The sequence below is a fragment of the Amycolatopsis sp. NPDC004625 genome, assembly GCF_040609695.1.
Lineage (GTDB): Bacteria > Actinomycetota > Actinomycetes > Mycobacteriales > Pseudonocardiaceae > Amycolatopsis.
On record NZ_JBEXKX010000026.1, the window covers coordinates 118,427 to 143,686 of the forward strand.

Consider the following 25,260-nt stretch of genomic DNA (forward strand, 5'->3'; position numbering starts at 1 on the left):
CGTTCATGCGGCGAAGGACGCCGTACTGCTGCTGCGCTGTCCGGGCAGGCCGTCGAACAGCCCGGCCGAGCCGCGGGGCCGCCACAGCGGTACCGGGCCGGCGCCGGGCACGGGGTCGAGGGCCAGCGCGGCCGCCCGATCCGCCGACGCGAACGCGCCGTGCACGACCAGCGCGTTGGCCACGCTCTGCGCGACGCCGCCGACCGGCCGCACCCCGAACTGCACGGCGTCGGCGAAGTCGACGAGTTCCGCGCGGTAGCCGTTGTCGCTGCCGCGGAAGACCGTCGTGCGGGTGGTGGCGTCGGTGCGACTGCTTATCACGTGGCGCTCCGCCTCGGATCCGCCGAGCACGAGCACCCCCTCGGTGCCGTACAACCGCATCTCGTTGGGTTCGGGTGGTACCGGGATTTCGGGGAAGGAAGCGGTGTAGTTGCCGATGGCACCTCCGGTGAAGACGAGGTTGAGCGTGAGGTCCGACGGTGCGTCGATCGTGCTGTTGGCCGTCTGCACCGCACCGTGCACGCGGGCGACGTCACCGCAGAGCAGCCGGATCTGGGCGATGTGGTGCACGCCGAAGTCGAGGTGCACGCCGCCGCGGTACTGCGGCCGCTGCCGCCACGGCGTGCCGGTGAACCCGCCCGCGCGGGGCACCGACTGGCCGGCGTACCGCCACGCCATCAGGTGCAGGCGGCCGATCGCGCCGTCGTCGAGCAGCGCGCGGGCGTGGCGCAGGTCGTCACGGTAGAAGTAGTTCTCCCCCACCACGAAGGTGCGGTCCGGGTGCCCGGCCGCCAGCGCGAGGAAGGCCGCGGCCTGCTGCTCGTCGACGCCGGCCGGCTTCTCGCAGAACACGTCCTTGCCCGCCGCCAGCGCGTCACGCGCCACCTCGTACAGGTTCGGGATCGGCACCGAGACGAGCACGGCGTCCACGTCGTCGCGGGCCAGCAACGCCGCGCGCGACACGGCGGCCCGCGCGGGATCGGTCCCGCTGTATTCGGCGAACCGACGGCCCTGCCCGGCGGAGGCGTCGGTGAAAGCGGTGACGGCGTACCGGTCGGCGAGCCCGCGCAGCGCGGGCCAGTGCAGCTTCTCGACCGCGAGCCCGGTGCCGATCAGCCCCAGCCGGATCGGCGGGATCCCCGGTGCTGCCATGCCTCGTCCGTCCTCGTCAACGGATACCGGTCGTGCCGTGCCTAACGCCGCTTGGCGGCCCGCTTGCTTCGCTGCTCCTTTTCCGAAAGGAGCGTGGAGTAGTTGTTGCTCAGGTGCCGGCGCATCGCCGCGCGGGCGCCTTCCGGGTCACGGGCGACGAGCGCTTCGTAGATCTCCGCGTGCTGCGCGGTGGCGCGCCGCAGCCCGGCCGGGGCCTCGTTGGTGACGCGCCGGCTGGCCGTGCCGAGCCAGCGGGCGGAGTACATGATCCGGTCCAGGATGCGGTTGTCGGCCGCCCGGCAGATCTCCATGTGGAACTCGTGGTCGACCTCGAGGTAGGTGTCGGGGTCGGTTTCGAGCGTCGCCATGCGGTCGAGCTCGGCCCGGAGCCGCTCCAGCGTCTCGTCGGTGACGCTGGCCGCGGCCATCGCGGCCAGCTCGGGCTCGAGCAGCGCGCGCATCTGGTGCAGTTCCTGCAAAAGCTCGTCGACGATCTCCGCGGGCAGCCACTCGATCAGCAGCGGGCTCAGGTAGTCCCACTCCGCGCGCGGCCGCACGACGACCCGGCGGCCCTGGGCGACGTCGACGATGTCCAGCGACGCGAGGATCTTGATCGTCTCGCGCGCCACCACCCGGGACACCCCGAACTCACCCGCGATCTCGATCTCCGACGGCGCCGGGGCGCCCTCGACGATCCGCCGGGTCAGGTGGGCGGCCACCTGCACCGGGAGGGTCCGGACCTTGACAGCGTCCGGAGACTCTTGTCTCCTTGGCATGTCATCAGCTTATCGGACAAGTTGGACCTCGCGACAGTCCCTTCCTGTGCACTACTTTGCGACGGGAGAGCAATGCGGATCGTGAACGTCACGACGGCGGTGGTGGCCTACCACGGTGAAGCCACGCTGGTCCGGATCGACACCGACGAGGGGCTCAGCGGGTTCGGCGAAGCCAATCCCGATGCCGGCGCGGGCGCCGTCGTCGGGATGATCGCGTCGCTGGCTCCGCTGCTGATCGGCGAGGACCCGTGCAACGTCGAGCGGTGCTGGGAGAAACTGCGCCGCAGCAAGGTTTTCGCGGGTGCGCAGAGCGGGGTGTTCGTGATCGCGCTGTCCGGGATCGAGCTCGCGCTGTGGGACCTCGCGGGCAAGGCCGCGGGCCTGCCGGTGCACCGGCTGCTCGGCGGCAAGTTCCGCGACCGCATCCGGCTCTACGCCGACTGCGGCGACGGCGACGACCCGGCGGGCTCGGTCGCCGGCTGCGTCGACCGGGCCCAGCGGATGGTCGCCGAAGGCTTCACCGCCCTCAAGTTCGACATCGACGACCTGCACCACCCGGCCAAGTCCGACGCCTTCAACCACACGATCAACGCGGCCGAGCTGCGTTCGATGGTCGAGCGCGTGGCCGCCGTCCGCGAGGCGATCGGCCTGGACGTCGACCTGGCCATCGACCTGCACGCCCGCTACGACGTGCCGAGCGCGTGCCGGATCGCGTGGGAGCTCGAGCCGTTCGGCCTGATGTGGCTGGAGGAGCCGGTGCCGGCCGAGAACGTCGACGCGCTGGTCCGGGTGCGCGCGCAGACCCGGACGCCGATCTGCGCGGGCGAGAACCTGTACCTGCGCTGGGGATTCCGCGAGCTGCTCGAACGCGGGGCGGTCGACGTGATCGAGCCGGACGTCCCGAAGTGCGGCGGCCTCGCCGAAGCGAAGAAGATCGCCAACCTCGCGGAGCTGCACTACATCCCGTTCGCCCCGCACCTGGTGTCGACCCCGCTGGGCACGATGGCCACCTCCCACCAGTGCGCGGCGATCCCCAACTTCTTCGTCCAGGAATGGCACGCGCTGGAGGAGCGCGCGGTGTGGGACAGCTACGTCCACGCCCCCGACGGGAGCGGCTCGATCGTCAAGGACGGCTACATCACGCTGCCCGACGCGCCCGGGATCGGGGTGGAACTCGACATGGACGGCGTGCGGGCCCATGCCGTCGCGGGTTACGGGGTGTTCGACTAGGTCCGGCGCAGTCCGTCGAGCACGAGGGTGATGACGCCGTCGGCTTCGGCTCGCCAGCCGGGACGGTCGTGCGCCGCGCCGATTCCGTGCAGGGCCACCAGGACGGCACCGGCGCTCACGTCGTCGCGGATGGCGCCCTCCGCCACGGCGGCGGCCACCAGGTCGGTGACGGCCTGCTCCAGTTCCCGGCCGCCCTCGGCGAGGTCGCCCGCCCCGGTCGCCATGAGCGTGGCCAGCGTCCGGGCCAGGCCCCGGTACGTGTCGATGTAGGCGACCATGCCCCGCAGGAAGCCGGCCAGGGCCTCCCCCGGCGGCAGCGTGGCCTGCAGGTGGCGGGCGCGCTCGCACAGCGTCGCCACTTCCCCGCGGTAGACGGCCTCGGCCAGCGCCTCCCGCGTCGGGAAGTGGCGGTACAGCGTGCCCGTGCCCACGCCGGCCAGGCGGGCGAAATCGTCGAAGCGCAGCTCGAAGAAGCTGCCGTCGTCGAAGGATTCGCGCGCCTTGGCCAGCACGGCGTCACGGTTGCGCCGGGCGTCGGCCCGCAGCGGCTTGCCGTCCGTTGACAACCAGCGTCCCCCTCCCTACCTTGACAAGTGGAGATGACCTCCAATTTCATCATAGCTCACGAGGTGCGTGTGAAGATCCTCATGTTCGGCCGGGGCGTGATCGCCACGGTGTACGGGTGGGCCCTGGAACGGGCCGGGCACGACATCGGGTTCTACGTCCGCCCGGGCCGCGCGTCGGCCTTCGGCGAGGCGGTGGACCTCGACCTGCTCGACGCGCGGAAGCGGCCGTGGGGACAGCGCGTCGTCGAGTCGTGGCCGGTGCGCTACCGCGAAGAGCTGACGCCCGGGCACGACTACGACCTGATCGTCCTGAGCGTGCCGCACCACCGCCTCCCGGAAGCCGCCGGGTTCCTGGCCCCGCGCGTCGGCAACGCGACGGTGCTGGTGTTCGGCAACATCTGGGCCGAGCCGCTGACCGCGATCGGCGCTCTCCCCGCCGACCGGGTGGCCTGGGGCTTTCCCTTCGCCGGCGGCGGTTTCGGCGAAGACGGCGTGCTCCGCGGAACATTGCTGCCGTCGGTCGTCTTCGGCACCCTGGACGGACCCCCGACCGAGCGCGAGCGCACCACGCGGCGGGTGTTCCACGAGGCCGGACTCCGGCTGCGGGAGAAACGCGACTTCCGCGCCTGGCTGTGGCGCCACTTCGCGATGAACGTCGGCCTGCACGCGCAGGGCCTGCGGCGGGGAACGCTGGCCGACCTGCCGGGCGCGACCGCCGCCTTCCGCGAGGCACTGCTGATCACCCGCGAGCTGCGGCCGGTGCTCGCGGCGCGCGGCGTGGACGTGCGGCGCGGTTTCCGGGCGCCGACGTGGCTGACGGCCCCGGCGTTCGCGTGGTCGAGCGCGCACGTCCCGCTGGTGCGCAGGAGTTTCGACGGCCACGCGGACCCCGCGGCGGAGGAGCCTCGGGCGGTCTGCCGGGACGCCCTGGCCGAAGCGCAACGGCTGGGCGTCGCGGTACCACGGCTGGAGGCGAGCTTCGCCGGCGCCGCCTGAGCCTCAGCCCGCGGCGTTTTCGGCGTAGGTGACGGTGATGTTCTTGAACCCCAGCGACTGCAGCAGCCCGACGAGCATCGTCCGGGTGTTGCGTTCCGCGTCCGCCACCAGCGAACTCTTCGCGGCCGCCGCCTGGATCTGCTTCTGGGCGAGCTCGTAGAGCGCCTGCTGCGAATTCGGGTTGCCGGTCAGGAACTCGTTGACGCGCGTGAACAGCCCCTGCTGCTGGGCGTACACATGGGACTCGTGGACGTCCAGGGTCGCCGGCTCCAGCTGCGCGTGGCCCAGCGTGATCGTGGCGGACTGCCGGTCGTCGGAGACCTTGACCGCGTCGCCCTTCAGCCGCGAGAAGTCCACAAAGGCGTTGTCCGTGCCGACGCCGATGAACATCGTGTCGCTGCCCACGAGGAAGCTCGGCAGCACCGAGCTGGTCGTGATGTCGACGACGACCTGGAACGACCCGCTGGCCGCCTCGTAGCGCGAGAGCTCGACGATCGACTGCAGCAGCACCGGACCGGAGTGCTCTTCGGTCTGCTGGGCGAACGGATTGCGCAATTGGGGTAACAGGTGCACCGCCGAAGCGACCAGCACCGCGGCGAGCAGAACGATCACGGACACGGCCAACGCGACAAGCCGCTTGCCCCAAGCACCCATACCGGAAGGTATACCCAAAACCTCACCCGGCTAAGCGACCGCGGCGGCGGTACGGTGGCCTCGCTTCCGACCTGCTCTCCGACGACGAGGGGAACCGCCGTGCGCAAGTCCCTGTGGCTGTGGGTAGTGCTCGCAGTTTTCGTGATCCTGCTGCTGGCCATGATCTTCGGCGGCTACCGCAAGGGCACGAAGCTCGGCGCCCCCGCGGACGAGGGCCCGGTGGCGGCGTGGAGCGCTACAGCCGTTTGACGGTGACCAGAGTGCTTCCGCCGTCCTTGCGCCCGGCCTCTTCGAACCCGAGCTTGTCCAGGACGCGGCGCGAAGCGGTGTTCCAGTCCCACACGGTGGCCCACAGCCGTCCGTACCCGGACGACCGGGCCCAGTCGACAACGGCCGTCGCGGCCTCGGTCGCGTAGCCCCGCCCCCACACCCGGCGCAGCAGCTCGAAGGCCAGTTCCGGTTCGCCCTCGTGTCCTGCCCCGTGGATCAGCCCGCAGGAGCCGACGACGTCCCCGGCACCCTTCCGCTCGACCGCCGCCAACGACGACCGGCCGGCGTGGATAGCCGCCTCGAGCTCGGCAACGGTGGGACGCCCGGCACCATCGATCCGCCGACGCGAGGGCACCCGCGGATCCCGTTCGGCCCACAGTTCCCGCTGCACACCGGCATCGCCGATCCGCCAAGGCCGCAGCAGCAGCCGCTCGGTCTCCAGCACGACGGCCGTCAATCGCCGATGAACCACAGGTACAGGTGCGTTCCCCGTTCGACGACGTGGCACAACTCGCGGGCCTGCCGCTGGGTGAACACCGCATCCCCGTACGGTGTCAGAGCCCAGAGCATATCGATCACCCGGCAACCATAGCTGCACTCCCCGGGCTCACCCGAAGACGCAGCACCCCCATGACGTGGCTTCGGCCATTGGCAGCCAGCCGAGCCCTGCCCCTGGACGAGACGCGGTTAGCCCGGTCGTCTGTTGTGCCGGCTGCCCGCGACCGGCCAGCATGTGATCGGGCAGGGCGTGTCGGCTTCGGGTGGGGGCTCGTGTGACGGTGGAATTCCGCTTGCTTGGCGAGATCGAAGTCGCGGTCGACGGCACTCCGGTACCCATCGGTTTCGCGCAGCTGCGCGGCCTGCTGGCGGTGCTGCTCGTCGAGGCCGGCCACGTCGTGTCGGTCGATCAGCTGCTCGATCGGGCCTGGCACCCGCATCGCCTGCCGCGGCGGCCGCGCAGTGCCGTTCACCAGCGCATTGCCCTCGTGCGCAAGGCACTTGCCGCCGTGCCCGGGGTGGCCATCACGACGCACCCGGCCGGTTACCGGCTCGTCGTCGATCCGCTCCTCGTCGACGTGCACCGGTTCCGGGCGCTCGTCGAGCAGGCGCGCGCCGACGGGCGTGACGGCCACGCCGTCGCCTCGTTCACCCGGGCGCTGAAGATGTGGCGGGGCGATCCGCTCGCGGGGGTGGCGGACACGGACTGGGCCGGTTCGGTGCGCACCACGCTCCTGCAGCAGCGCCACGCGGCCGAGCTCGATCTCACCGACGTCCGGCTGCGCCTGGGGCAGCACGCCGGCCTGCTCGCCGACCTGTCCCACCGCGTGGCGCGGCATCCGCTGGACGAACGCCTGGCCGGCCAGTACCTGCTCGCGCTCTACCGCAGCGGCCGCCAAGCCGAGGCGCTGGCGCGGTACGAACAGCTCCGCCGCGATCTCGCCGACGAACTCGGCGTGCACCCGAGTCCCCCGCTTCGGCAGCTGTACCAGAGCATTCTCCACTCCGCGCCCGAGCTGGCCGGGCCGGTGGCCCGGAGCGAGCCGGTGCCGCGGCAGCTGCCGGCCCCGCCCCGGCTGTTCACCGGCCGCGCCGCCGAGCTGGCCCGGCTGGACGCCGTCCTCACCGAACAGCCGGACCCGGGCGGCACGGTGATGATCTCCGCGATCGGCGGCACCGGCGGGATCGGCAAGACCTGGCTGGCGCTGCACTGGACCCACACCCGCCTCGACCGGTTCCCGGACGGGCAGCTGCACGTCGACCTGCGCGGCTTCGACCCCGCCGGGCAACCGGTCAGCCCGGACACCGCGGTGCGCGGCTTCCTGGACGGCCTCGGCGTGGACCCGGCCGCCGTCCCGGTCGACCCGGACGCCCAGGTGCGGCTGTACCGCAGCCTGGTGGCCGGCCGGCGCATGGTGATCGTGCTGGACAACGCCCGCGACACCGACCAGGTCAGTCCGCTGCTGCCGGGCAGTCCCAGCTGCACGGTGCTGGTCACCAGCCGCCGCCACCTCGGCGGGCTGGTCACCGCGCACGGCGCGCACTGCCTCGACCTGGACGTCGTCCCCGATCGCGACGCCCGTGACCTGCTCACCCGCCACCTCGGCCCCGACCGGGTCGCCGCCGAACCCGAAGCGGTCGACGAGCTGGTGGCCTGCTGTGCGGGCCTGCCGTTGGCGCTGGGCATCGTCGCCGCTCGCGCCACCCGTCACCCCGGCTTCCCCTTGGCCGTCCTCGCGGCGGAACTGCGTGACCGGTCCGGGCGCCTGGACGCCCTCGACCCCGGCGATCCGCGGGCCACCCCGCGCGCCGTCCTGTCCTGGTCCCTCCACGCGTTGTCCGACGCGGCCGTGGTCGCGTTCGGCCTGCTGAGCCTGGCCCCGGGCCCCGACATCGGCGTGCCCGCCGCCGCCCGCCTGCTGGCCCGGCCGTCCGGCGCGACCCGGGCGCTGCTCAACGAGCTGGAGAACGCGTGCCTGCTCCAGCAGCCCACCCCGGGCCGGTACCGGATGCACGACCTGGTCCGGCTCTACGCCACCGAACACGCCACCCGGCGGCACAGCCTGGCCAAGCGGGAAACGGCGTTGCGGCTCGTGCTCGATTTCTACGTCCGCACCGCCCACGAGGCCGACCGGCTCCTGGATCCGCGGCGCGCGGCGGTCCGGCTCGAGGAGCCCGCTCCCGGTGCGGACCACGCAGAACTGCCGGACATGGCGGCGGCGATGGCGTGGTTCGAGGCCGAGCACGTCACCCTCCTGAGCGCCCAGCAAGCCGCCCTCGACCACGGCTGGCACGCCCGGGTCTGGCAGCTGGCCTGGGAGCTGACCACCTTCCACGCCCGGCGCGGGCACCGCCAGGACGACCTGGCCACCTGGCGGGCCGCGGTGGACGCCGCCGGTCACCTGCCCGGCCTCGCCGCCGGCATCCGCGCGCACCGCTACCTCGGCCGGGCCCTCGCCGAGCTCGACCGCCACGAAGCGGCGAGCCGGCACCTGCAGGAAGCGCTCGCCTTGGCGGAGCGCCACCCCGACCCCGCCGAGCAGGCGCTCGCCCACCACCAGCTCGCCCGGGCCTGGGAGCGGCGGGAGGACAACGCCCGGGCCCTCGAACACGCCACCCGGGCCTTGGAACTGTGCCGTGCCCTGGGCCGGCCGGAGTGGGAAGCCAACGCGCTCAACGGCGTCGGCTGGCACGCCTCCCGGCTCGGCGACCACGACACCGCCCGCGCCCACTGCCAGGCCGCGCTGACCCTGCACCGCCGGCACGGCAACTCCGGCGGCGAGGCGGACACGCTCGACAGCCTCGGCTACATCGACCACCACACCGGCCACCACGACCGGGCCGTCGACCACTACCGGCAGGCGCTCACGCTGTTCCGCCGGCTGGGCAACACCTACGAATCCGCCGCCACCCTCGACCGGCTCGGCCACCCGTACGTCGCCCTCGGCCGGCCCGACCAGGCCCGGGTGGTGTGGCGGGAAGCGGCCGAGCTGTACGGGGCGCACGGCCGCGACGCCGACGCCGACCGCGTCCGGCAGCGGCTGGACACCCTCGACGAGCACGCCGGGCAGCGGTCTCCGTGACCCGGTTGCGGAACGAGGATCCCGCGCCGGTTCGTGGCGCGGGATCCTCGCTTCACCCGTCGGCCGGATCCCCGGCGCGGCCCGTCAGCTGTACGGGCGCCACATGAACTCGCCGCTCTGCGCACAGGTCCACTGGATCACCCAGGCGCCCTTGTTCGTCCGGGCCCCGCCGACCGCCACGCACTTGCCGCTGTTGACGTTCACGAACTGGTAGGCCCCCGCGAACGCCGGCGAGGTCGCCGGCACGAGGGTGAAGACCTCCGCCGGGGTGTCGACGCAGGCGTAGATGCCGACCTGCGCGTTGTCGTTGGTGTCACCGCGCCAGATGGACAGGCACTGGCCGTTGTGTTCGTTGACGAGCCGGTAGTTGTTGCCGCCGACGTTCACCGCGTCCCAGAAGATGGTGTAGTCCCCGCCGTCGCAGCCTTCCTGGCGGTTCGCCCCCCGCGATTCCACGTCGTAGGCCAGGCACAGCCCGCTGTTGGCGTTGGCCCACCGGTAGGTGCCGTCGCCGATGACACCGGCCGGCGAGGCGTTCCCGGAGGTCGCCGCCGTCGCCGGAACCCCGACCCCGACGGCCGCGGCAACGGCCATGGCGACAGCGGTGACGGCACGGATCAGACCGCGTCTCATGCTCTCCCCTTTCTCGATGCCGACCGCACGACCCCGGACAGCCGAGGTCGATCCGGTCGGCTCGTCGGCGCTGCCGAGCGGCAGCGACCCGCCGAGCAAGGTGCCTGGTCGAGACGTAGAAAGCCTTTGGTGACGCTTTAGTGCGCAGGTCAGGGCCGCGGGACGCCGTCGGCGCTGCCGCCAGGAATCCGCTCAGGCCCAGGAGGTGCAGACGATGTCGTGGTCGTTGGCGCCGGAGGAACCGCAGGCGCGGGCGCGGAAGCCGTTGTCGTTCCAGATTCCGGTGTCCGTGAAGCCGTCGCTGCCCGCGGTCCGGTAGCCGACGAACCCGGTGCAGTTCGCGCCGCTGCACCGGTCCAGCCAGATCTCCGCACCCGGCGGGCCCAGGACCCGGCCCTGCACGCAGGTCGCGTTCGGGGTGGCGTACAGGTAGATGCCCGCCACGTTGTCGTTCACCGACGAGACGGCCTCCACCGGGCCGTACTTGAGGGCGAGGCCGCTCGCGTTGCCGCAGTCGCCGAGCGTCGTCCGCAGTTCCTGCGCCTGCGCCGGCACCGCGCCGGACAGGGTTCCGGCGATGAGCGCGCCCGCCGCCGCGGCGATTCTCCAGGTCGTCAACCGTGCTGCCATCGTTCCTCCAGGTGGCCAGATCACGAACCGAGCCGTTCGGCCGCCAGATTTGCACCGGCCGCCGAGGGCGGACAAGCTGTTCGACGTCCCTCGAAAGCAGGCAGGGCAACCCGGACGGCCTTCCCGGCGTGCTGGAGGCATGACGTCGGAACGATCCTGGCTACCCGCGGCTTCCCTGCTGTGGCTGCCCCTGCTGGTGCTGGCCGGTGGGATCGCGGGGGTGTGGGCGGGCGTTTCCCTGGCCGCGGACGTGCACCGGTCGGCGGGGCTCTTCCCGGGGCGGGTCGTCGCGACCGAGGTCCGGGAGCGCTACACCGCGGACGTCGAATACACCGGACCCGACGGCGTGACGAGGACGGAGACCTTCGGGCACACCCAGGGCCGGGGGCTCGTCGTGGGGCGCCGCCTGCAGGTCCGGGTGTGGCCGGACGAACGGCGCACGGAACTCGACGACGGTGACAAGCACACCTGCCCGATCGTGGCCGGCGGCCTGCTGGCGCTGCTCGGCGCCGGCGCCACCGTCCTGCTGTTCTTGTGGCACCACGGCGTCCGGCCGGACGTGAACGTGGAGAAGTGGCAGACGCGGTTCGACGCGTGCCTGTGGTGGCTGTCCCGATGGCGTTGATCAGCGGGGAGGCGCCTTGCGGGGCGACGCGCCGGCGTCGCCCCGCAAGCGAGCTACCGGATCACGAACGGCGCCGAAACGTCCACTGTGTACGGTGTCGTGCCGTTCTTGTCCAGCTGCAGCACATAACTGCCCGGCACCACGACGGGCGGGCCGGATGCGTTGATGTCCCCCGCGCTTTCGGCCAGCGCCGACGCCGGGAAGGACACGTGCACCGCCTGGGACCGGCCCGGGTCGAGCGTCACCCGCGCGAAGCCGACCAGCCGTTGCGGCGGGACGGCCACCGGGCTCACCGGCTGGGCCACGTACACCGGCACGATGTCGGTGCCCGCGCGGGTTCCGGTGTTGGTGACGGTGAACGTCGCGGTGGCCGTGCCGTCGCGCGCGACCTTCGGTGTCACCGCCAGGTTCGTGTGGGTGAACGTCGTGTACGACAGGCCGTACCCGAACGGGAACTGCGGGTTGTAGGCGTTGCCCGGACCGGATCCGGTGCCGGGCAGCTGGTCGAAGAACTTCGGCTGGTCCCCGAGCGGGGACGGGGCCGTACCGGCGAAGTCGGCGCCGACCGCCGGCGCGTCGGAGGGCCAGCTGATCGGCAGCTTGCCCGCGGGGTTCGCCTTGCCGAACAACACATCCGCCACCGCGGTGCCGGCCTCCGTGCTGCCCTGGTAGGCCATCAGCACCGCGTTCGCCTTCTCCACCTGGCCCAGCCCGACCGGCCGGCCCGCGACGACCACGACGATCACCGGCTTGCCGGTGGCCTCCAGGGCCGAGACGAGGGCCTGCTGGTCGGGCGCGAGGGCCGGCGCCGGGTTGTCGCCCAGCCCTTCCGCGTAGGCCTTCTCCCCCACCACCGCGACATAGGCGCTGGTGCCGGCCGCGGCCGCGACGGCGCTCGCCTGGTCCGGCGCGTAGACCGCGGACGGGTTCGCGGCCCGGATGCCGCCCAGCACGGTGGTGCCCGGCGGGATCTGGTTCTCCGGCCCCATGCAGCACACGTGCCCGGCACCGGCCACGCCCTGCCAGCTGACGCTCCAGCCGCCGAGCTGGTTGGTCATCGAGTCCGCGCTCGGGCCGGTCACCACGACCTTCGCGCCCGCCGGCAACGGCAGCGCGTTGTTCTCGTTGCGCAGCAGGGTGATCGACTCCCGCGCGGCCTTCAGCGTCTGGTCGCGGCTCGCGGTGACGGCGGCGTCGGCGGCGTTCGCGTCGACGCACGGTTTCGCCGGGTCGGCCACGCACGGCTGGTCGAACAGGCCGAGCTGGAACTTCAGCGTGAGGATGCGGCGAACGGCCTGGTCGATCCGCGCGCGCGAAATCTTGCCCGTGTTCACCGCCTGCAGGATCGCGGCCTGCCACCCGGCGGCGTCGGAGACCTGCATGCTCATGTCGACGCCCGCGTTCACGGCGGCGGCGATGGCCCCCGGCAGGTCCGCCGCGATGTGGTAGGCGGTCTGCAGCGCGGTGACGTCCTGGTAGTCGCTGATCACGACACCCTGGAAGTGCATCTGGTTGCGCAGGATGTCGGTCAGCAGGTAGTGCGAGGACGTGGCGGGAACGCCGTTGATCGAACCGGAGTTGACCATCACCGTGCCGGCGCCCGCGTCGATCCCGGCCGCGTACGGCGGCAGGATCGTCGTCTGGAGGTAGTTCATCGGGAGCAGCGCCTCGGCGCGGTCGTGGCCGTTGACCGACTGCGAGTAGCCGGCGAAGTGCTTGACCGTCGCGCTGACGTTCAGCTCACCGCGCTTGCCGGGCGTCTGCATGCCCTTGATGTTCGCGGCGCCCATCGCGGCCGCCAGGACGGGCTGCTCGGCCCACGTCTCGTAGGTGCGGCCCCACCGGTTGTCGCGCGCGATGTCCTGGACGGGCGCGAAGTTCCAGGTCCAGCCGGTGGCGCGCAGGGCGTCCGCGGTCGCCTTGCCGCCGGCCTGGGCGAGCGCGGGGTCCCAGGTGGCGCCCATGCCGATGGACTGCGGGAACAGCGGCGCCTGCCACGGGTGGCCGAAGCCGTGCACCGCGTCGACGCCGAAGACCACGGGCAGGTGCAGGCGCGAGTTCTTGATCGCGTACTGCTGGATGGTGTTGTATTCGGTGGCCCAGTCGTAGCCGGTGTTGCCCACGCCGCCCTTGCCCGTGGTGTCGATCGGGTTTTCGGTACCGCCGGCGAGGATCGAGCCGACGTTGGCGTCGACCAGGATCTTGCGCATGCAGTCGGGATTGGGGAGGTTGAACCCGTTGTTTCCGCACGTGGCGCTGTTGGCGTCGGTCAGCGTGGTGACCAGCTGCTGGTCCATCTGGCCGACTTTTTCGGGCAGCGTCATCGCGTTCAGCAACGCCTCCACCCGCGCCGGCACCGGGCGGTGGGTGTCCAGCCAGGGCGTGGCGCCCGGCTCGACGGCGGCGCTGCTGGCGGCGGTGAACGCGGGAACCGCGAGGAGCGCCGCCGCCGCGAGCACCGTGACGGTGGCGCGGGTACTGCGTCTGTTTTTCCGGAACACCTGACCTCCTTGAGCCGTGGTCGGCACGGACCGCACCGCACGGGTGCGAGCGCACGGTAGGCAGGTTCGCCAGGACTGTAAAGCGCCGAACGGCGGCCGGGCGGCCTCCGGTTTCGCCGAAGTAGCAAGGGGATGTCGATGAGGCTTGACGCGGAGGGAATCGCCCTGCTGGCGTTCGGGGCGCTCGGTGCGGTGATGCTGATCGTCAGGTTCCGGTGGCGCGAAAGTTTCAGGAGGTTCGGCCGGGTGCCACCACCGGATCCGGACTTCGCGCGGCAGTTCGCCGCGCTGCGGGACGAGGACTACGACCTCGTCCTGCGGGGCGAGGCGTCGGTGAACCACCGCACGGTGACGTGGCCGTTGGCGAGCCTGCTGGTCAGCCGGGGGCAGCTGGAGTTGCGGGTGCGGGGTGTCGAGCCGATCCGGATCGTCCGCGCCGAGGTGACCGGGTTGTGGTGGGTGGGTGCCCCGTTCGGCCGCGGGCTCAGGTTCCGGACCGCATCGGGGCGGCTGGACGAGGTGACGGTGTGGTCGGTGGGCAAAGCCGAGAAACAGCTGACCGAACTCGGCTGGTACTAGGCATGTCCTCAAGCGGTGGGTGATCTCTTTTGATCTTCGGCTGCGGTGCGTAGGCATGAACTGACCGATGAGCAATGGCAGGTCATCCAGCCGTTGCTGCCGGTATCGGGTGCGAAGGGCGGCCGCGGGATGGTGCCGGTGCAGGAATCGGCCGAAGCGATCGACGAACTCGACCGGGAAGTGCCGGTCGATTCCAGCATCGTGCGAGCGCATCAGCACGCCGCCGGCGCCCGCCGTGTCGCGGTCTCACACAGGGGGCGTGCGGATCCCTGCGGCGGACAGAGCGAGCCAGGTGATCATGCCATCGGCCGCGCCATCCACTCCTACCTGCGCCGACGCCACATCCCGGCGACCAACATCGTCGAACGCTGCTTCAACCGCCTCAAGCAATTCCGCGCCATCGCCACCCGCTTCGACAAGACCGCCACCTCCTACCGATGCCTCATCGACCTGGCCGCCGCGGAACAGCTGACCGAACTCGGCTGGTACTAGAGGTCGATCGAGGGTGCGCCGTGGTACGGGCGGCGAGGTCCGATCAGGTCGGTCGCACCCCGTCCAGGTTCGAGCGGATGGTTCTGGTCGTGGGGTGGCCGGGTCCCAGCACCCGCTCGCTGCCGGCGAGGGCGACCTCGTACAGCTGGATTGCCCGCTCTCGATCGCCTCTCATCTGGTAGGCGCAGGCCAGGTTGTTCCGCGAGTTCAGCGCATGCGGATGGTCGGGGCCGTTGAGGCTGTCGCAGGCGCGGGTGAAGTAGCCGATGGCGGTGCCGACGTCACCCTGTCCCACCAGGTAGAGGCCCAGTTGGTTGAGCAGCCAGGCCGTCTGCGTGGTGCCGGACGAGAGCGGCCGCCAGGCAGCTCGCGGCGCCGGCGCGGGCGGCCGCGATGTCGGCGGGGTCGGTCGGGTCGGGTGCGGGTGACCGCCTGAACCAGGCGGTGCACGGCCACGGTGTTCCCGGTCAGGGTGACCATGCTGTAGGCGGCGAGGCGGCCCAGCGCCTCGGACGACTCGGGTTCACGCATCCTCGCAGGGACTTCCGGGCAAACTTCTCCCCACACTCGTCATCACACGATGGTGTGGTGTTAACTGTCGAGACAGACAGAGAGCGTTTCCCCGACCTCGGCCGCGACGGCACAGTGCAGTACCGGTTCGCCCCGCCCCGCCCGGAAAGGCCGTCCTCGATGCGTGTGTCCGCCCCGCTGTCGTCCGGTCAGCAGCGCCTGTGGGCCGTCTCCCAGCTGGCTGGGGCCGGGTCCGCCTACAACGAGACCATGGCCTTCGCCCTCCGGGGGCCCCTCGATCGCGAGGCGCTGCAATGGGCCTTCGACGCCCTCGCCGATCGGCACGAAGCCTTGCGCACGCGGATCGTCGTCGAAGAGGGGCGGCCGGTGCAGGTCGTCGAAGCCGCCGGGCACGGGTTTCCGCTCACGGACCGGGCGGACGCGGGCGGGGAGCCGGCCGAGCCGTTCGATCTCACGCGGGCGCCGCTCGCGCGGGCGCGGCTGGTGGCCGGGGCGCCGCCCCCCGGTTTCCACGCTACCGGCGACCACCGACAGTTCCGTGACCACCTGCTGCTGATCACCGTGCACCACGTCGTCTTCGACGGCTGGTCGCGGTCGCTGCTGCTGCGGGAACTCGGCGTCCTCTACGCCGCTCGGGTGAACGGCACCGAACCCGACCTGCCGCCCGCGCGGCCCTATCGCGAACACGCTCAGGCGCAACAGGATTGGCTGGCCGGAGCCGGGCCCGAAGCGCACGAGGACTACTGGCGGACGCAGCTCGACGGGGTGCCGCCCGTCCTGGAGCTGCCCGCCGACCGGCCGCGGCCCGCCCGGCAGGACTTCCGCGGTGCGCGGGTGCCCGTCGCTCTCGGGCCGGACCTCACCGGCCGCTTGAAGGCCGTCGCGCGCGAGCACGGCGTCACGCTCTACTCCACCATTCTGACCTGCTGGTTCATCCTCCTGAACCGGCTTTCCGCGCAGACTGACATCGTTGTCGGCGTGCCGACCGCCAACCGCGGGGCCGCCGGGGAGCACCCCGACACGATCGGGTTCTTCGTCAACACCCTGGCCGTCCGCGCCGAGCTGGCGGGGCCGGTCACCGGGGCCGCGCTGCTCAAGGAGGTCCGCGCGGCCCTGCGGGGCGCGATCGACCACGCCGCGCTGCCCTTCGAACGGGTCGTCGAGCTGGTGAACCCGCCGCGCAGCCCGGCCCACACCCCGCTGTTCCAGACGATGTTCGCCTGGGTGCCGACCCTGCACGACCTCCTCGAGCTGCCGGACGTCGACGTCGAGCCCCTCGACGTCGACTTCGCGCCCGCCAAGTTCGACCTCGCGCTCAACCTGGCCGACGAAGGCGGCGCCGTCACCGGGCACCTCGACTACGCCGTCGCCCTCTTCGACCGGGACACCGCCGCGCGGTACGGCCGGTACCTCGTGCGGCTGCTCGATCAGCTGGCCGCCCGGCCCGCCGCCGCCATCGCGGGCTACGAGCTCCTCGACGACGCCGAACGCCGCGAAATCCTCACGACCTGGAGCACCGGTCCGCGGCCGCGCCGGCGCCCCGGCGGGCTCGTAGACCGGTTCACCGCCCACGCCGACGCCACCCCGGCCGCGCCCGCGCTCGTCTGCGGCGACCGGACCCTCACCTACGGCCAACTCGACCGGCGCGCCACGAAGCTCGCGAACGCCCTGCGCCGCCGCGGGGCCGGGCCCGGCGGGGTCGTCGCCCTCCACCAGGGCCGCTCGGCCGAGCTGGTGGTTTCGGTGCTGGGCGTGCTGAAAACCGGCGCCGCCTACCTCCCGCTCGACCCGGCCCAGCCGGCCGCCCGGCGGGCGGCGATGGTCGAGGACGCGCGACCGGTGCTGGTCCTGGGCGACGACGTCACCGCCCTCGAAGCCGAGGGCGACGACGTCCGGAGACCGGTCCGGACCGGCCCCGGCGAAACGGCCTACGTGATCTACACGTCGGGGTCGACCGGACGCCCGAAGGGGGTCGCCGTCACCCACCACAGCGTCCTCGCCCTCTTCGACCAGTGGCTGGACCGCTTCGGTGCGACGCCGGGCGAAGCGACGTCGGCGTGGTCGAGCATCGGCTTCGACGCCTCGGTGCACGAACTCCTGCTCCCCCTGACCACCGGCGCCGTGCTGCACGTCGTGCCCGAGGACGTCCGGCCCGATCCCGCGGCCCTGATGGCGTGGCTCCGCGACCACCGGATCGTGCAGGCGTTCCTGCCACCGGCGTACGTCCGGTGGATCGACGAAGATCCCGCGCGCGTGCACGGGCTCGCGCTGCGGCAGGTCCTCACCGGCGTCGAACCCCTTCCCGAGGCCGCCCTCGCGCGGTTCGCGGAAGCGTTGCCAGGCCTACAGATCTGCTTCGGCTACGGACCGACCGAGGCCACGCTCTACGCCACCGCGCACTTCGACCCGCAGCCCCGCGACCGCCCGGCCCCGATCGGACGGCCGCTGCCCGGCTCGCGGCTGTACCTCCTGGACGACCGGCTGCGGCCGGTGCCGCCGGGTGTCGTGGGCGAGGTCTTCCTCGCCGGCGACTGCCTGGCCCGCGGCTACCTGCACCGGCCGGGGCTGACCGCGGAGCGGTTCGTGGCGGACCCGTACCGGCCCGGCGAACGGATGTACCGCACCGGCGACCTGGCCAGGTGGCTCCCCGGCGGCGAGGCCGAGTACGCCGCGCGCCGCGACGACCAGATCAAGCTACGCGGGTTCCGCATCGAACCCGGCGAGGTGACGGCCGCGCTGCTGGCCGTCCCCGGCGTCCGGGACGCCGCCGTGCTGGTCGACCGCGAGGGCGAACCCCGGCTCGTCGCCGGCGTCGCGGGCGGCGGCGGCCGGACCCCGCACGAGTGGCGGGCCGCGCTGGCCGGCCGGCTGCCGGACTACATGATCCCGTCCGTGTTCGCCGAGTTCGACCGGCTGCCCCTGAGCCGAAGCGGCAAGCTCGACCGCGACGCCGTCCTCGCGCACGCCCGCACGAGCGCGCCCGCCGCCGTCAACACCGCCGCCCCGCGCGACCACGTCGAACTGGCGCTGCTGAAGATCTGGCAGGACCTGCTGCTGCACCCGGCGATCGGCGTCTCGGACGGCTTCTTCGACGTCGGCGGCACGTCGATCTCGGCGATCAAGCTGGCCCACGCCATCGGCACCGGGTTCGGCCGCGAACTGCCGATCCGGGACGTCATCCTGCACCCGACCATCGAGGCGCAGGCCGCGCTGCTGCGCGCGGACCGGCCACCGGAGACCGGCAGCCTGATCGAGTTCCGCCGCGGCGCCGGGCGGGCCCGCGTCGTCTGCGTGCACCCCGCCGGCGGCACGGCGTTCTGCTACCTGCCGCTCAGTGCCGCCCTGCCCGAGGACGCCGGGGTGCTCGGGATCCAGTCCCCCGGCCTGAATCCCGGCGAGGAGCCGCTGCCGAGCGTCGAGGCGATGGCCGGGGAGTACCTGCGGCTCGTCGACCCGCGGCCGGACGAAACCCTGGTCCTTTGTGGACTGTCCTACGGCGGCCTGGTCGCCTACGAGATGGGCCGCCGGCTCGCGCAAAACCACCCGCGGGTCGCCGTCGTCCTGCTCGACACGACCGCCACCGACGACCCGGCCGCGAAGGCGGCGATCGAGCCGGTGCCCGCGGCCGAGTTCCGGGAGAAACTGGTGCGCTTCAACGGTATGTACCCCGGCATCGAGGACGCGCAGATCGAGCGCTACCACCGCACGTACAACCACAACCGGCGGACCGCGCGCGAGCACGACCCCGGCGAGACCACGGCGAGGGTGGTCTTCGTGCAGGCCGTCGGCGAGGACACGATCCCCGGCACCGCCGAGTTCTGGCGCCGCCGCGCCCGCGGCGGGTTCGAGGTGGTGCCCGCCGGCTGCGGGCACTGGGACATGCTCGAAAGCGACGCGCTGCCACTGGTCGCGAAGCTGATCACGGCCGAGCTGGCGGCCCGATGACCTCGATCGCCCGCCGCGTCCACGACCGGGCCCTGCGGCACCCGGACGCCCTCGCCGTGGCCGACGGCCCCCGCCGGCTCACCTACGCCCAGCTGGACGCGGGCGCGGCCGCGGTCGCGAAGTCGTTGTCCCGGCGGGGAATCCGCCCGGGTGACGCGGTCGCCGTGGCTCTCCCGCGCTCGGCGGAGCTGGTGCAGGTCATGCTGGGCGTGCTGCGCCTCGGCGCCCAGGTCGTGCCGCTGGACCGGCAGAGCCCGCCCGCCCGGCGGGACGTCATCCTCGCCGACGCGGGCGCCGTCGCGGTCGTCGACGACGGACGGGCCGGCGAGCTCCTGGCCGAACCGGCGGAAGCGGGCCTGCCCGCCGAACCCGCGCCGGCGTCGTTCCTCTTCTCCACCTCGGGCACGACCGGGCGCCCCAAGGGCGTCGAGGTGCGCGACGCCGGTGTGCTGCGCCTGGCCGAACCGGGCTGGCTGGACATCGGCACCCGGTTCGCCTGCCTGGCCAACCCGGCGTTCGACGCGATCAGCTTCGAGGTGTGGGTGCCGCTGCTGACCGGCGGCGCGTGCGTGATCCTCGACGACGACACCGTGCGCGACCCGCAGGCGTTCGCCGACGCCCTGGTCCGGCTGCGCATCGACACGATGTTCGTCACCGCGACGCTGTTCAACGCGGTCGCCGAGACCGTGCCGGGCAGCTTCGCCACCGTGCGCCGGGTCGTCATCGGCGGCGAGCAGCTCAACGCCCCGCTGATCCGCCGCTGGTACCGGGCCAACCCGGAGTCGCCGACGCGGCTGCAGAACGGCTACGGCCCGACCGAAACGACGACGTTCGCGCTCAGCTACGCCATCCCGCGCGGCTTCGACGGTGACGTCGTGCCGATCGGCCGGCCGCTGCCGGGCACCCGCGCGGTCGCGGTCGTCAAGACGAACGAGCCGCCGGGCGAGCGCGTGGCGGGCGAGGGCGAGGTCGCCGAGCTGTACCTCTCGGGCGCCGGCGTCGCCCTCGGCTACCGCGGGCTGCCCGCCGAGACCGGGCAGCGGTTCGTCCGGCTGCCGTGGCTGGACGAGGGCCGCGCGCGGTTCTACCGCACCGGCGACCTGGTCCGCGTGCTGCCGGGCGGCCGGTACGCCTACGTCGGGCGCACCGACCGGCAGGTCAAGGTGCGCGGGTTCCGGATCGAGCCCGGGGAGCTGGAGCACCGGCTCCTGGCCCACCCGGAGATCCGGCAGGTCCACGTGGCCGTGCGCCGCGCGGCCACCGCCGAGCTGCTCGCGTTCGTCGTGGCCGGCGACCTGTCCTTCGACGCGTTCGAAGCGCACCTCGCCGAAACCGTGCCCGCCTACATGCGGCCGCACCACGTGTTCCGCGTCGGCGAGCTGCCCCGCAACGCGAACGGGAAGGTCGACGAAACCGCGCTCCTGGCCGGCGGGTTCCCGGCGTGGCGGCCCGGCACCGGCGGCGAGGCGACGGCCTGGGAACGCGAAGTCCTCGACGTCGTCTCGGAAACGCTCGGGGTGCCGGATCTCCACCCCAGCGACACGTGGCTGCGGTCCGGCGGCGACTCGCTCAAGGCGCTGCGGCTGCGGTTCGCGATCCGGGACCGCTGGGGCGCGGACCTCGTGCCGTCGGTCGTGCAACGCGGGACGTTCGCCGAGCTGGCCGTGGCCGTCTCGGCCGCGGGGCGCGCGGCCCACCCGGAGCCGGGCCCGCCGACGACCGCGACGTCGGCCCCGGCCACCAGCGAACAACAGCGGCTTTGGCTGCTGCAGCACCGCAATCCCGGCTCCACGGCGTACCACGTGCCGCTCGCGTTCCGGGTCACCGGCGATCCCGGCCTCGACGCTCTCCGCCGGGACGTGCGGGCGCTCGTCGGCCGGCATCCGGCGCTGCGCACCGCGTTCGAGGCCACTCCGGACGGCCTGCGGCAGGTGGCGAAGGCGCCGTACGACCCGTGGACCGAGCCGTCCGACGACTTCTTCACCGCGCCCTTCGACCTCGCCTCCGGCAGGCTCGTGCGCGCGGCCTGGCGGCCCGACGGCACGCTTTTGCTGTGCCTGCACCACATCGCGGTCGACGGCTGGTCGCTGAACGTCCTGTTCCGGGAACTGTCCGGCGGCGCACCGAGGCCGGACGCGCACACGCCGTTCGACTTCGCCGCCTGGCAGTCGCGCTGGTTCGCCTCCCCCGGCTACCGCGACCGGCTGACCGGCCGCACCGACGACGCCGAGCCCCTCGCCGAGGCGTCGCTGGCCGGGCGGCTGCACACGACCCGGATCGACCGCGACCGCGTCGACGAGTGGGCCGCGGAGCTGGGCTTGACGCGTTTCCAGCTGCTGCTGGGCGTTTTCGCGTGGAGCCTCCACGCGGTGACCGGCCGGACCCGGCCCCGGATCGCCGCGCCGGTGGCGAACCGGCCGGTGCGGGCGTTCGAGGACAGCGTCGGGATGTTCGCCAACACCGTGCGCGTGCCGCTGGCCGTGGTCCCGGACGAAGACCTGGCCACCCAGCTCCGCCGGCTCGGCGAAGCGGCCGGCGCGGCCCTGGACGACCAGGACGTGGCCTTCGCCGACCTCGACCCCGGCTACGGCGCTTTCGACTACCTGTTCGTCCTGGAGAACACCGACTTCGGGGCGCTGCGGCGGCCCGGCTGCGCGCTCAGTCCACAGTGGATCGAGGCGGCGGAGGCGAAGTGCGCGCTCACGCTGTCGGTGGTGGAACGGCCGGACGGCTTCGACTGCCTGTGGGAGTACGGGGCAGGCTATTTCACCGAAGCCGAGGCAGCCCTCCTCGGCGAGGTCTTCGACCGTGCCCTGCACGGCGACGCCCGGACCCCGGACCACGGCGGCCTCGGCCGCGGGGCGACGGCGGACCTGACGTGGGAAACCGTCGCGGACGGCTTCGCCCGGCAGGTCGCGCGGACCCCCGACGCGCCCGCGCTGACCGGCGACCACACCCTGACCTACGCCGAACTGGACGCGCACGCGGCCCGGCTCGCCGCCACCCTGCCCGGCGACGCCACCGACATCGCGCTGTACTTCCGGCCGTCGGCCGAGCACGTCGTCGCGCTGCTCGCGCTCGCGCGGCTGAACATCACCGCCGTGCCCCTGGATCCCGCGTACCCGCCGGAGCTGCTGCGCGCCATGCTCGACCGGGTCCGGCCGCGCTGCGTGCTGCTCGCGCCGGGGGAAACGTTCGAGACCGGCGTCGAACAGCGGTACGTCACGCTCACCGGCGGGCCGGTGCCGGACGTCCCGCCCCGGCACGCCGGCCGTCCGCTCTACACGCTGTTCACCTCGGGCTCGACCGGGGTGCCCAAGGGCGTCCGCGTCCCGGACCGCACCCTGGCCAACCTGCTGCAGTGGCAGGCTGCGCCGCCCGCGGCGACCCAGCAGTTCTCGATGCTCTCGTTCGACGTCTCGTTCCAGGAGATCTTCACGACCCTCTGCGGCGGCGGGGCGCTGCACCTGATCCGACCGGAGTGGCGCCACGACATCCCGGCGCTGCTGACGCAGCTGGAGACCGCGGGCATCGAACGGATCTTCCTGCCGTACGTGGCCCTGCAGCTGCTCGCCGAGCACGGGGTCCGGCTCGGCCGGTACCCGGCGCGGCTGCGGGACGTCATCACCGCGGGCGAACAGCTGGTGTGCACGCCCGCGATCCGCCGGTGGTTCGCCGGGCTGCCCGGCGCCCGCCTGCACAACCACTACGGCCCGACCGAAACCCACGTCGTCAGCGCGCTGACCCTCGACGGCGACCCGGCGGGCTGGCCCGAGCGGCCCGCGATCGGCGCCCCGGTGGCGAACGCCGTCCTGCGGGTCGCCGACGCCACGGGCGCGCCCCTGCCGCCGGGGCAGGTCGGCGAGCTGCTCATCGGCGGTCTCGCGGCGAACCGCTGCTACCTCGGCGACGCGGCGCCGGAGAAGTTCGCCGAACTGCCGGAGCTGTACTACCGCAGCGGGGACCTCGCGCACTTCGACCGCGCCGGGCTGCTGCACTTCGACGGCCGGGCCGACCGGCAGGTCAAGCTCAGCGGGCACCGCCTCGAACTCGGGCAGGTCGAGGCCGCCCTGCTGCGGCACGCCGACGTCGTCAACGCGGTCGTCGCGGTGGCCGGCGGCCGGCTGACCGCGTTCCTGGAGTGCCGCCGGACGCCGTCGGCGGCGGAGCTGGCCGGGCACCTGCGGCCGCTGCTGCCGCCGCACGCGCGCGTCGAGCGGTTCCGGGTCGTCGACGCCCTGCCGCGCACGCCGAGCGGGAAGCTCGACCGGGACGCCGCCGCCCGCACGCCCGGAACCGACCTGCGGCGGGCGTCCGCGGCGCCGCCGAGCGAGCTGGCCGCGCTGTTCGAGGAGGTGACCGGCGCGCCGATCGGTCCCGACGAGACGTTCTTCGCCGCGGGCGCGACCAGCCTCTCGCTGATGCGGTTCCACCTGCGCTGCGCGGAAGCGGGCTACCGCTTCACCGCGGCCGATCTCTTCGAGCACGTGACGCTGCGGGACCTGACGCGGCACCTCGAACACAGTCCGGCGGCGGCCACGCCGTCCTCCCGGGCCGCGGCCGACGAGCCGGTGGCCGTCGTCGGCATGGCCGTGCGCCTGCCGGGCGCGCGGGACCTGGCGGCGTTCTGGGACCTGGTCGTTTCCGGCCGCCGCGGCATCGAGGAGTTCCCGGCCGCCGAGGGCCTGGTCGGCGCGCGCAGCCTGCTCGACGGTCCCCTGGGCTTCGACCCGGAGCACTTCGGGATCAGCCACCGCGACGCCGGCCTGATGGACCCGCAGCAACGGCAGCTGCTGATGGCCTGCGTGGAAGCGCTGGCGCACGCCGGGATCACGTCAGGGGCCGGTGTCGGGCTGATCGCGGGCTGCGGCGAGAACACGTATTTCCGGCAGATGCTGCGCGAAGCCGACCCGGCCGCGCTGCCCGACGGCTTCCAGCTGGCCCTGCACCACGAGAAGGACTTCCTGGCCACGAAGGTCGCCTACCACCTCGACCTGACCGGTCCCGCGCTGACCACGCAGACGGCGTGTTCGAGTTCGCTGGTCGCCGTCCACCAGGCGGCCGGGATGCTGCGCGGCGGCGAGGCGGACGTGATGCTGGCCGGCGGGGTGCTGGTCGACCTCACCCTCGCCGAGGGGTACCGGTACCGGCCGCAGCACATCTTCTCGCCGGACGGGCGCTGCCGCCCGTTCAGCGACGACGCGGACGGCACGGTCGGCGCGAGCGGCGTCGGCGTGGTGGTGCTGAAGCCGCTTTCGGCGGCCCGCCGCGACGGCGACACGGTGTACTCGGTGATCACCGGCTCGGCCCTGACCAACGACGGCGCGGTGAAGCAGAGCTACAGCGCGCCCTCCCCGGCGGGGCAACGCGCGGCCGTCCAGGCGGCGCTTCGGCGGGCCGGGCGTTCCGGGGCCGACGTCGGGTACGTGGAGACGCACGGAACGGGGACCCGCCTGGGCGACCCGATCGAGGTGGCGGCCCTGCGCGCGGCGATGCCCGGCGCGGCGGACTGCGCATTGTCTTCGGTGAAGAGCCAGCTCGGCCACCTGGGCGCGGCGGCCGGGGTGGTCGGGCTGATCCGCGCGACCTTGGCGGTGCACCACGCGGTTCTGCCGCCGACGGTGGATTTCCGCGCCCCGAACCCGGCGCTGGAGCTGGGGCCGTTCCGGGTGCCGGGGCAAGCGGAGCCGTGGCCCGCGGGGCCGCGGGTGGCCGGGGTGAGCAGCTTCGGCATCGGCGGGACGAACGCCCACGTGGTGCTGGAGTCGGTGCGCCCGGCCGCGCCCGCGCGCCCGGATCCGGTGCCGTGCCTGGTGCTCTCGGCCCGCAGCGCCGCCGCCCTGCGGCTCGACGCGGCTCACGTGGCGGAGTACCTGGCCGCGCACCCGGAGTCCTTTGTGGACGTCCTCCGCCACCTGCAGTCGGGCCGCCCCGGGCACCGCTGGCGCCTCGCGGCGGCCTGCGAGGACGCCCAGGCGGCCGTCGACTGGCTCCGGACAGCGGAACCCCAGGAGGTGGGGGGGGGGTATGGGGGGTGGTTAGCGCCCGAAAACACAACACCCCCCCCCCGGGGCCCCGGGGGGGGGGGGGGGGGGGCCG

19 protein-coding genes are annotated in these 25,260 nt (G+C 73.1%); 9 read left to right on the top strand and 10 right to left on the bottom strand.

Annotation, left to right across the window (positions count from 1 at the left end; all coding sequences use genetic code 11):
- Positions 1 to 3: 3 nt before the first annotated feature.
- Together ABZW17_RS27815 and ABZW17_RS27820 are read right to left on the bottom strand one after the other, a co-directional pair.
- Positions 4 to 1,152, bottom strand: a complete 1,149-nt coding sequence (locus ABZW17_RS27815) for a Gfo/Idh/MocA family oxidoreductase (protein WP_354820324.1) — start codon at positions 1,150 to 1,152, stop codon at positions 4 to 6.
- 41 nt (positions 1,153 to 1,193) lie between these two features.
- The gene (locus tag ABZW17_RS27820; protein WP_354820327.1) at positions 1,194 to 1,928 is read right to left on the bottom strand and encodes an FCD domain-containing protein; all 735 of its coding nucleotides are present in this window, start codon (positions 1,926 to 1,928) and stop codon (positions 1,194 to 1,196) included.
- Between the two features lie 72 nt (positions 1,929 to 2,000).
- Here ABZW17_RS27820 and ABZW17_RS27825 point away from each other — a divergent pair, with 72 nt between their 5' ends.
- The gene (locus tag ABZW17_RS27825; RefSeq protein WP_354820330.1) at positions 2,001 to 3,158 is read left to right on the top strand and encodes a mandelate racemase/muconate lactonizing enzyme family protein; all 1,158 of its coding nucleotides are present in this window, start codon (positions 2,001 to 2,003) and stop codon (positions 3,156 to 3,158) included.
- Here ABZW17_RS27825 and ABZW17_RS27830 read toward each other — a convergent pair.
- A complete protein-coding gene (locus ABZW17_RS27830; RefSeq protein ID WP_354820333.1) occupies positions 3,155 to 3,724 on the bottom strand; it encodes a TetR/AcrR family transcriptional regulator in 570 nt (189 codons plus the stop codon). The genes ABZW17_RS27825 and ABZW17_RS27830 overlap by 4 nt on opposite strands.
- A 69-nt stretch (positions 3,725 to 3,793) precedes the next feature.
- Here ABZW17_RS27830 and ABZW17_RS27835 point away from each other — a divergent pair, with 69 nt between their 5' ends.
- Complete coding sequence (locus ABZW17_RS27835) at positions 3,794 to 4,720, top strand: 2-dehydropantoate 2-reductase N-terminal domain-containing protein (protein WP_354820336.1); 927 nt, start codon at positions 3,794 to 3,796, stop codon at positions 4,718 to 4,720.
- A 3-nt stretch (positions 4,721 to 4,723) separates the two neighbouring features.
- On the opposite strand, the gene ABZW17_RS27840 is transcribed toward ABZW17_RS27835, so the two are convergent.
- Positions 4,724 to 5,338, bottom strand: a complete 615-nt coding sequence (locus tag ABZW17_RS27840) for a DUF4230 domain-containing protein (protein ID WP_354820339.1) — start codon at positions 5,336 to 5,338, stop codon at positions 4,724 to 4,726.
- Positions 5,339 to 5,473: 135 nt separating this feature from the next.
- On the opposite strand from ABZW17_RS27840, the gene ABZW17_RS27845 reads away from it, so the two are divergent.
- On the top strand, positions 5,474 to 5,623 hold the full coding sequence (locus ABZW17_RS27845; protein WP_354820342.1) for a hypothetical protein: 150 nt from the start codon (positions 5,474 to 5,476) through the stop codon (positions 5,621 to 5,623).
- On the opposite strand, the gene ABZW17_RS27850 is transcribed toward ABZW17_RS27845, so the two are convergent.
- Both ABZW17_RS27850 and ABZW17_RS27855 read right to left on the bottom strand, forming a co-directional pair.
- Positions 5,610 to 6,101 carry a GNAT family N-acetyltransferase gene (locus ABZW17_RS27850; RefSeq protein ID WP_354820345.1) on the bottom strand — a complete coding sequence of 164 codons (492 nt, stop codon included), beginning with the start codon at positions 6,099 to 6,101 and terminating at the stop codon, positions 5,610 to 5,612. The genes ABZW17_RS27845 and ABZW17_RS27850 overlap by 14 nt on opposite strands.
- Positions 6,098 to 6,223: a hypothetical protein gene (locus ABZW17_RS27855; RefSeq protein WP_354820348.1), complete on the bottom strand. Its 126-nt coding sequence runs from the start codon at positions 6,221 to 6,223 to the stop codon at positions 6,098 to 6,100. The genes ABZW17_RS27850 and ABZW17_RS27855 overlap by 4 nt, the downstream gene beginning before the upstream one ends.
- 212 nt (positions 6,224 to 6,435) lie before the next feature.
- Here ABZW17_RS27855 and ABZW17_RS27860 point away from each other — a divergent pair, with 212 nt between their 5' ends.
- Positions 6,436 to 9,225, top strand: coding sequence for a BTAD domain-containing putative transcriptional regulator (locus ABZW17_RS27860; RefSeq protein WP_354820351.1), 2,790 nt, complete (start codon positions 6,436 to 6,438; stop codon positions 9,223 to 9,225).
- 84 nt (positions 9,226 to 9,309) lie between these two features.
- Here ABZW17_RS27860 and ABZW17_RS27865 read toward each other — a convergent pair whose 3' ends face one another.
- Both ABZW17_RS27865 and ABZW17_RS27870 read right to left on the bottom strand, forming a co-directional pair.
- Positions 9,310 to 9,858, bottom strand: a complete 549-nt coding sequence (locus tag ABZW17_RS27865; protein WP_354820354.1) for an RICIN domain-containing protein — start codon at positions 9,856 to 9,858, stop codon at positions 9,310 to 9,312.
- A gap of 192 nt (positions 9,859 to 10,050) precedes the next feature.
- Complete coding sequence (locus ABZW17_RS27870) at positions 10,051 to 10,488, bottom strand: hypothetical protein (RefSeq protein WP_354820357.1); 438 nt, start codon at positions 10,486 to 10,488, stop codon at positions 10,051 to 10,053.
- Positions 10,489 to 10,627: 139 nt separating this feature from the next.
- Here ABZW17_RS27870 and ABZW17_RS27875 point away from each other — a divergent pair, with 139 nt between their 5' ends.
- Entirely contained in the window at positions 10,628 to 11,113 is a 486-nt protein-coding gene (locus ABZW17_RS27875; RefSeq protein ID WP_354820360.1) for a hypothetical protein, read from the top strand.
- 53 nt (positions 11,114 to 11,166) lie between these two features.
- On the opposite strand, the gene ABZW17_RS27880 is transcribed toward ABZW17_RS27875, so the two are convergent.
- Positions 11,167 to 13,614 (bottom strand): glycoside hydrolase family 3 N-terminal domain-containing protein, encoded by a 2,448-nt coding sequence (locus ABZW17_RS27880; RefSeq protein ID WP_354820363.1) that lies wholly within the window; start codon positions 13,612 to 13,614, stop codon positions 11,167 to 11,169.
- A 138-nt stretch (positions 13,615 to 13,752) separates the two neighbouring features.
- Between ABZW17_RS27880 and ABZW17_RS27885 the strand changes: the two genes are divergently transcribed.
- Positions 13,753 to 14,193, top strand: a complete 441-nt coding sequence (locus ABZW17_RS27885; RefSeq protein ID WP_354820366.1) for a hypothetical protein — start codon at positions 13,753 to 13,755, stop codon at positions 14,191 to 14,193.
- Between the two features lie 45 nt (positions 14,194 to 14,238).
- Positions 14,239 to 14,685, top strand: a complete 447-nt coding sequence (locus ABZW17_RS27890; RefSeq protein WP_354820390.1) for a hypothetical protein — start codon at positions 14,239 to 14,241, stop codon at positions 14,683 to 14,685.
- Positions 14,686 to 14,728: 43 nt separating this feature from the next.
- Here the strand turns inward: ABZW17_RS27890 and ABZW17_RS27895 are convergent, their stop codons facing one another.
- Positions 14,729 to 15,007 (bottom strand): tetratricopeptide repeat protein, encoded by a 279-nt coding sequence (locus ABZW17_RS27895; protein WP_354820387.1) that lies wholly within the window; start codon positions 15,005 to 15,007, stop codon positions 14,729 to 14,731.
- 368 nt (positions 15,008 to 15,375) lie between these two features.
- On the opposite strand from ABZW17_RS27895, the gene ABZW17_RS27900 reads away from it, so the two are divergent.
- Complete coding sequence (locus tag ABZW17_RS27900) at positions 15,376 to 19,161, top strand: amino acid adenylation domain-containing protein (RefSeq protein ID WP_354820369.1); 3,786 nt, start codon at positions 15,376 to 15,378, stop codon at positions 19,159 to 19,161.
- On the top strand, positions 19,158 to 25,260 hold a 6,103-nt coding region (locus ABZW17_RS27905; protein WP_354820372.1), incomplete at its 3' end, for an AMP-binding protein. The genes ABZW17_RS27900 and ABZW17_RS27905, both read left to right, overlap by 4 nt.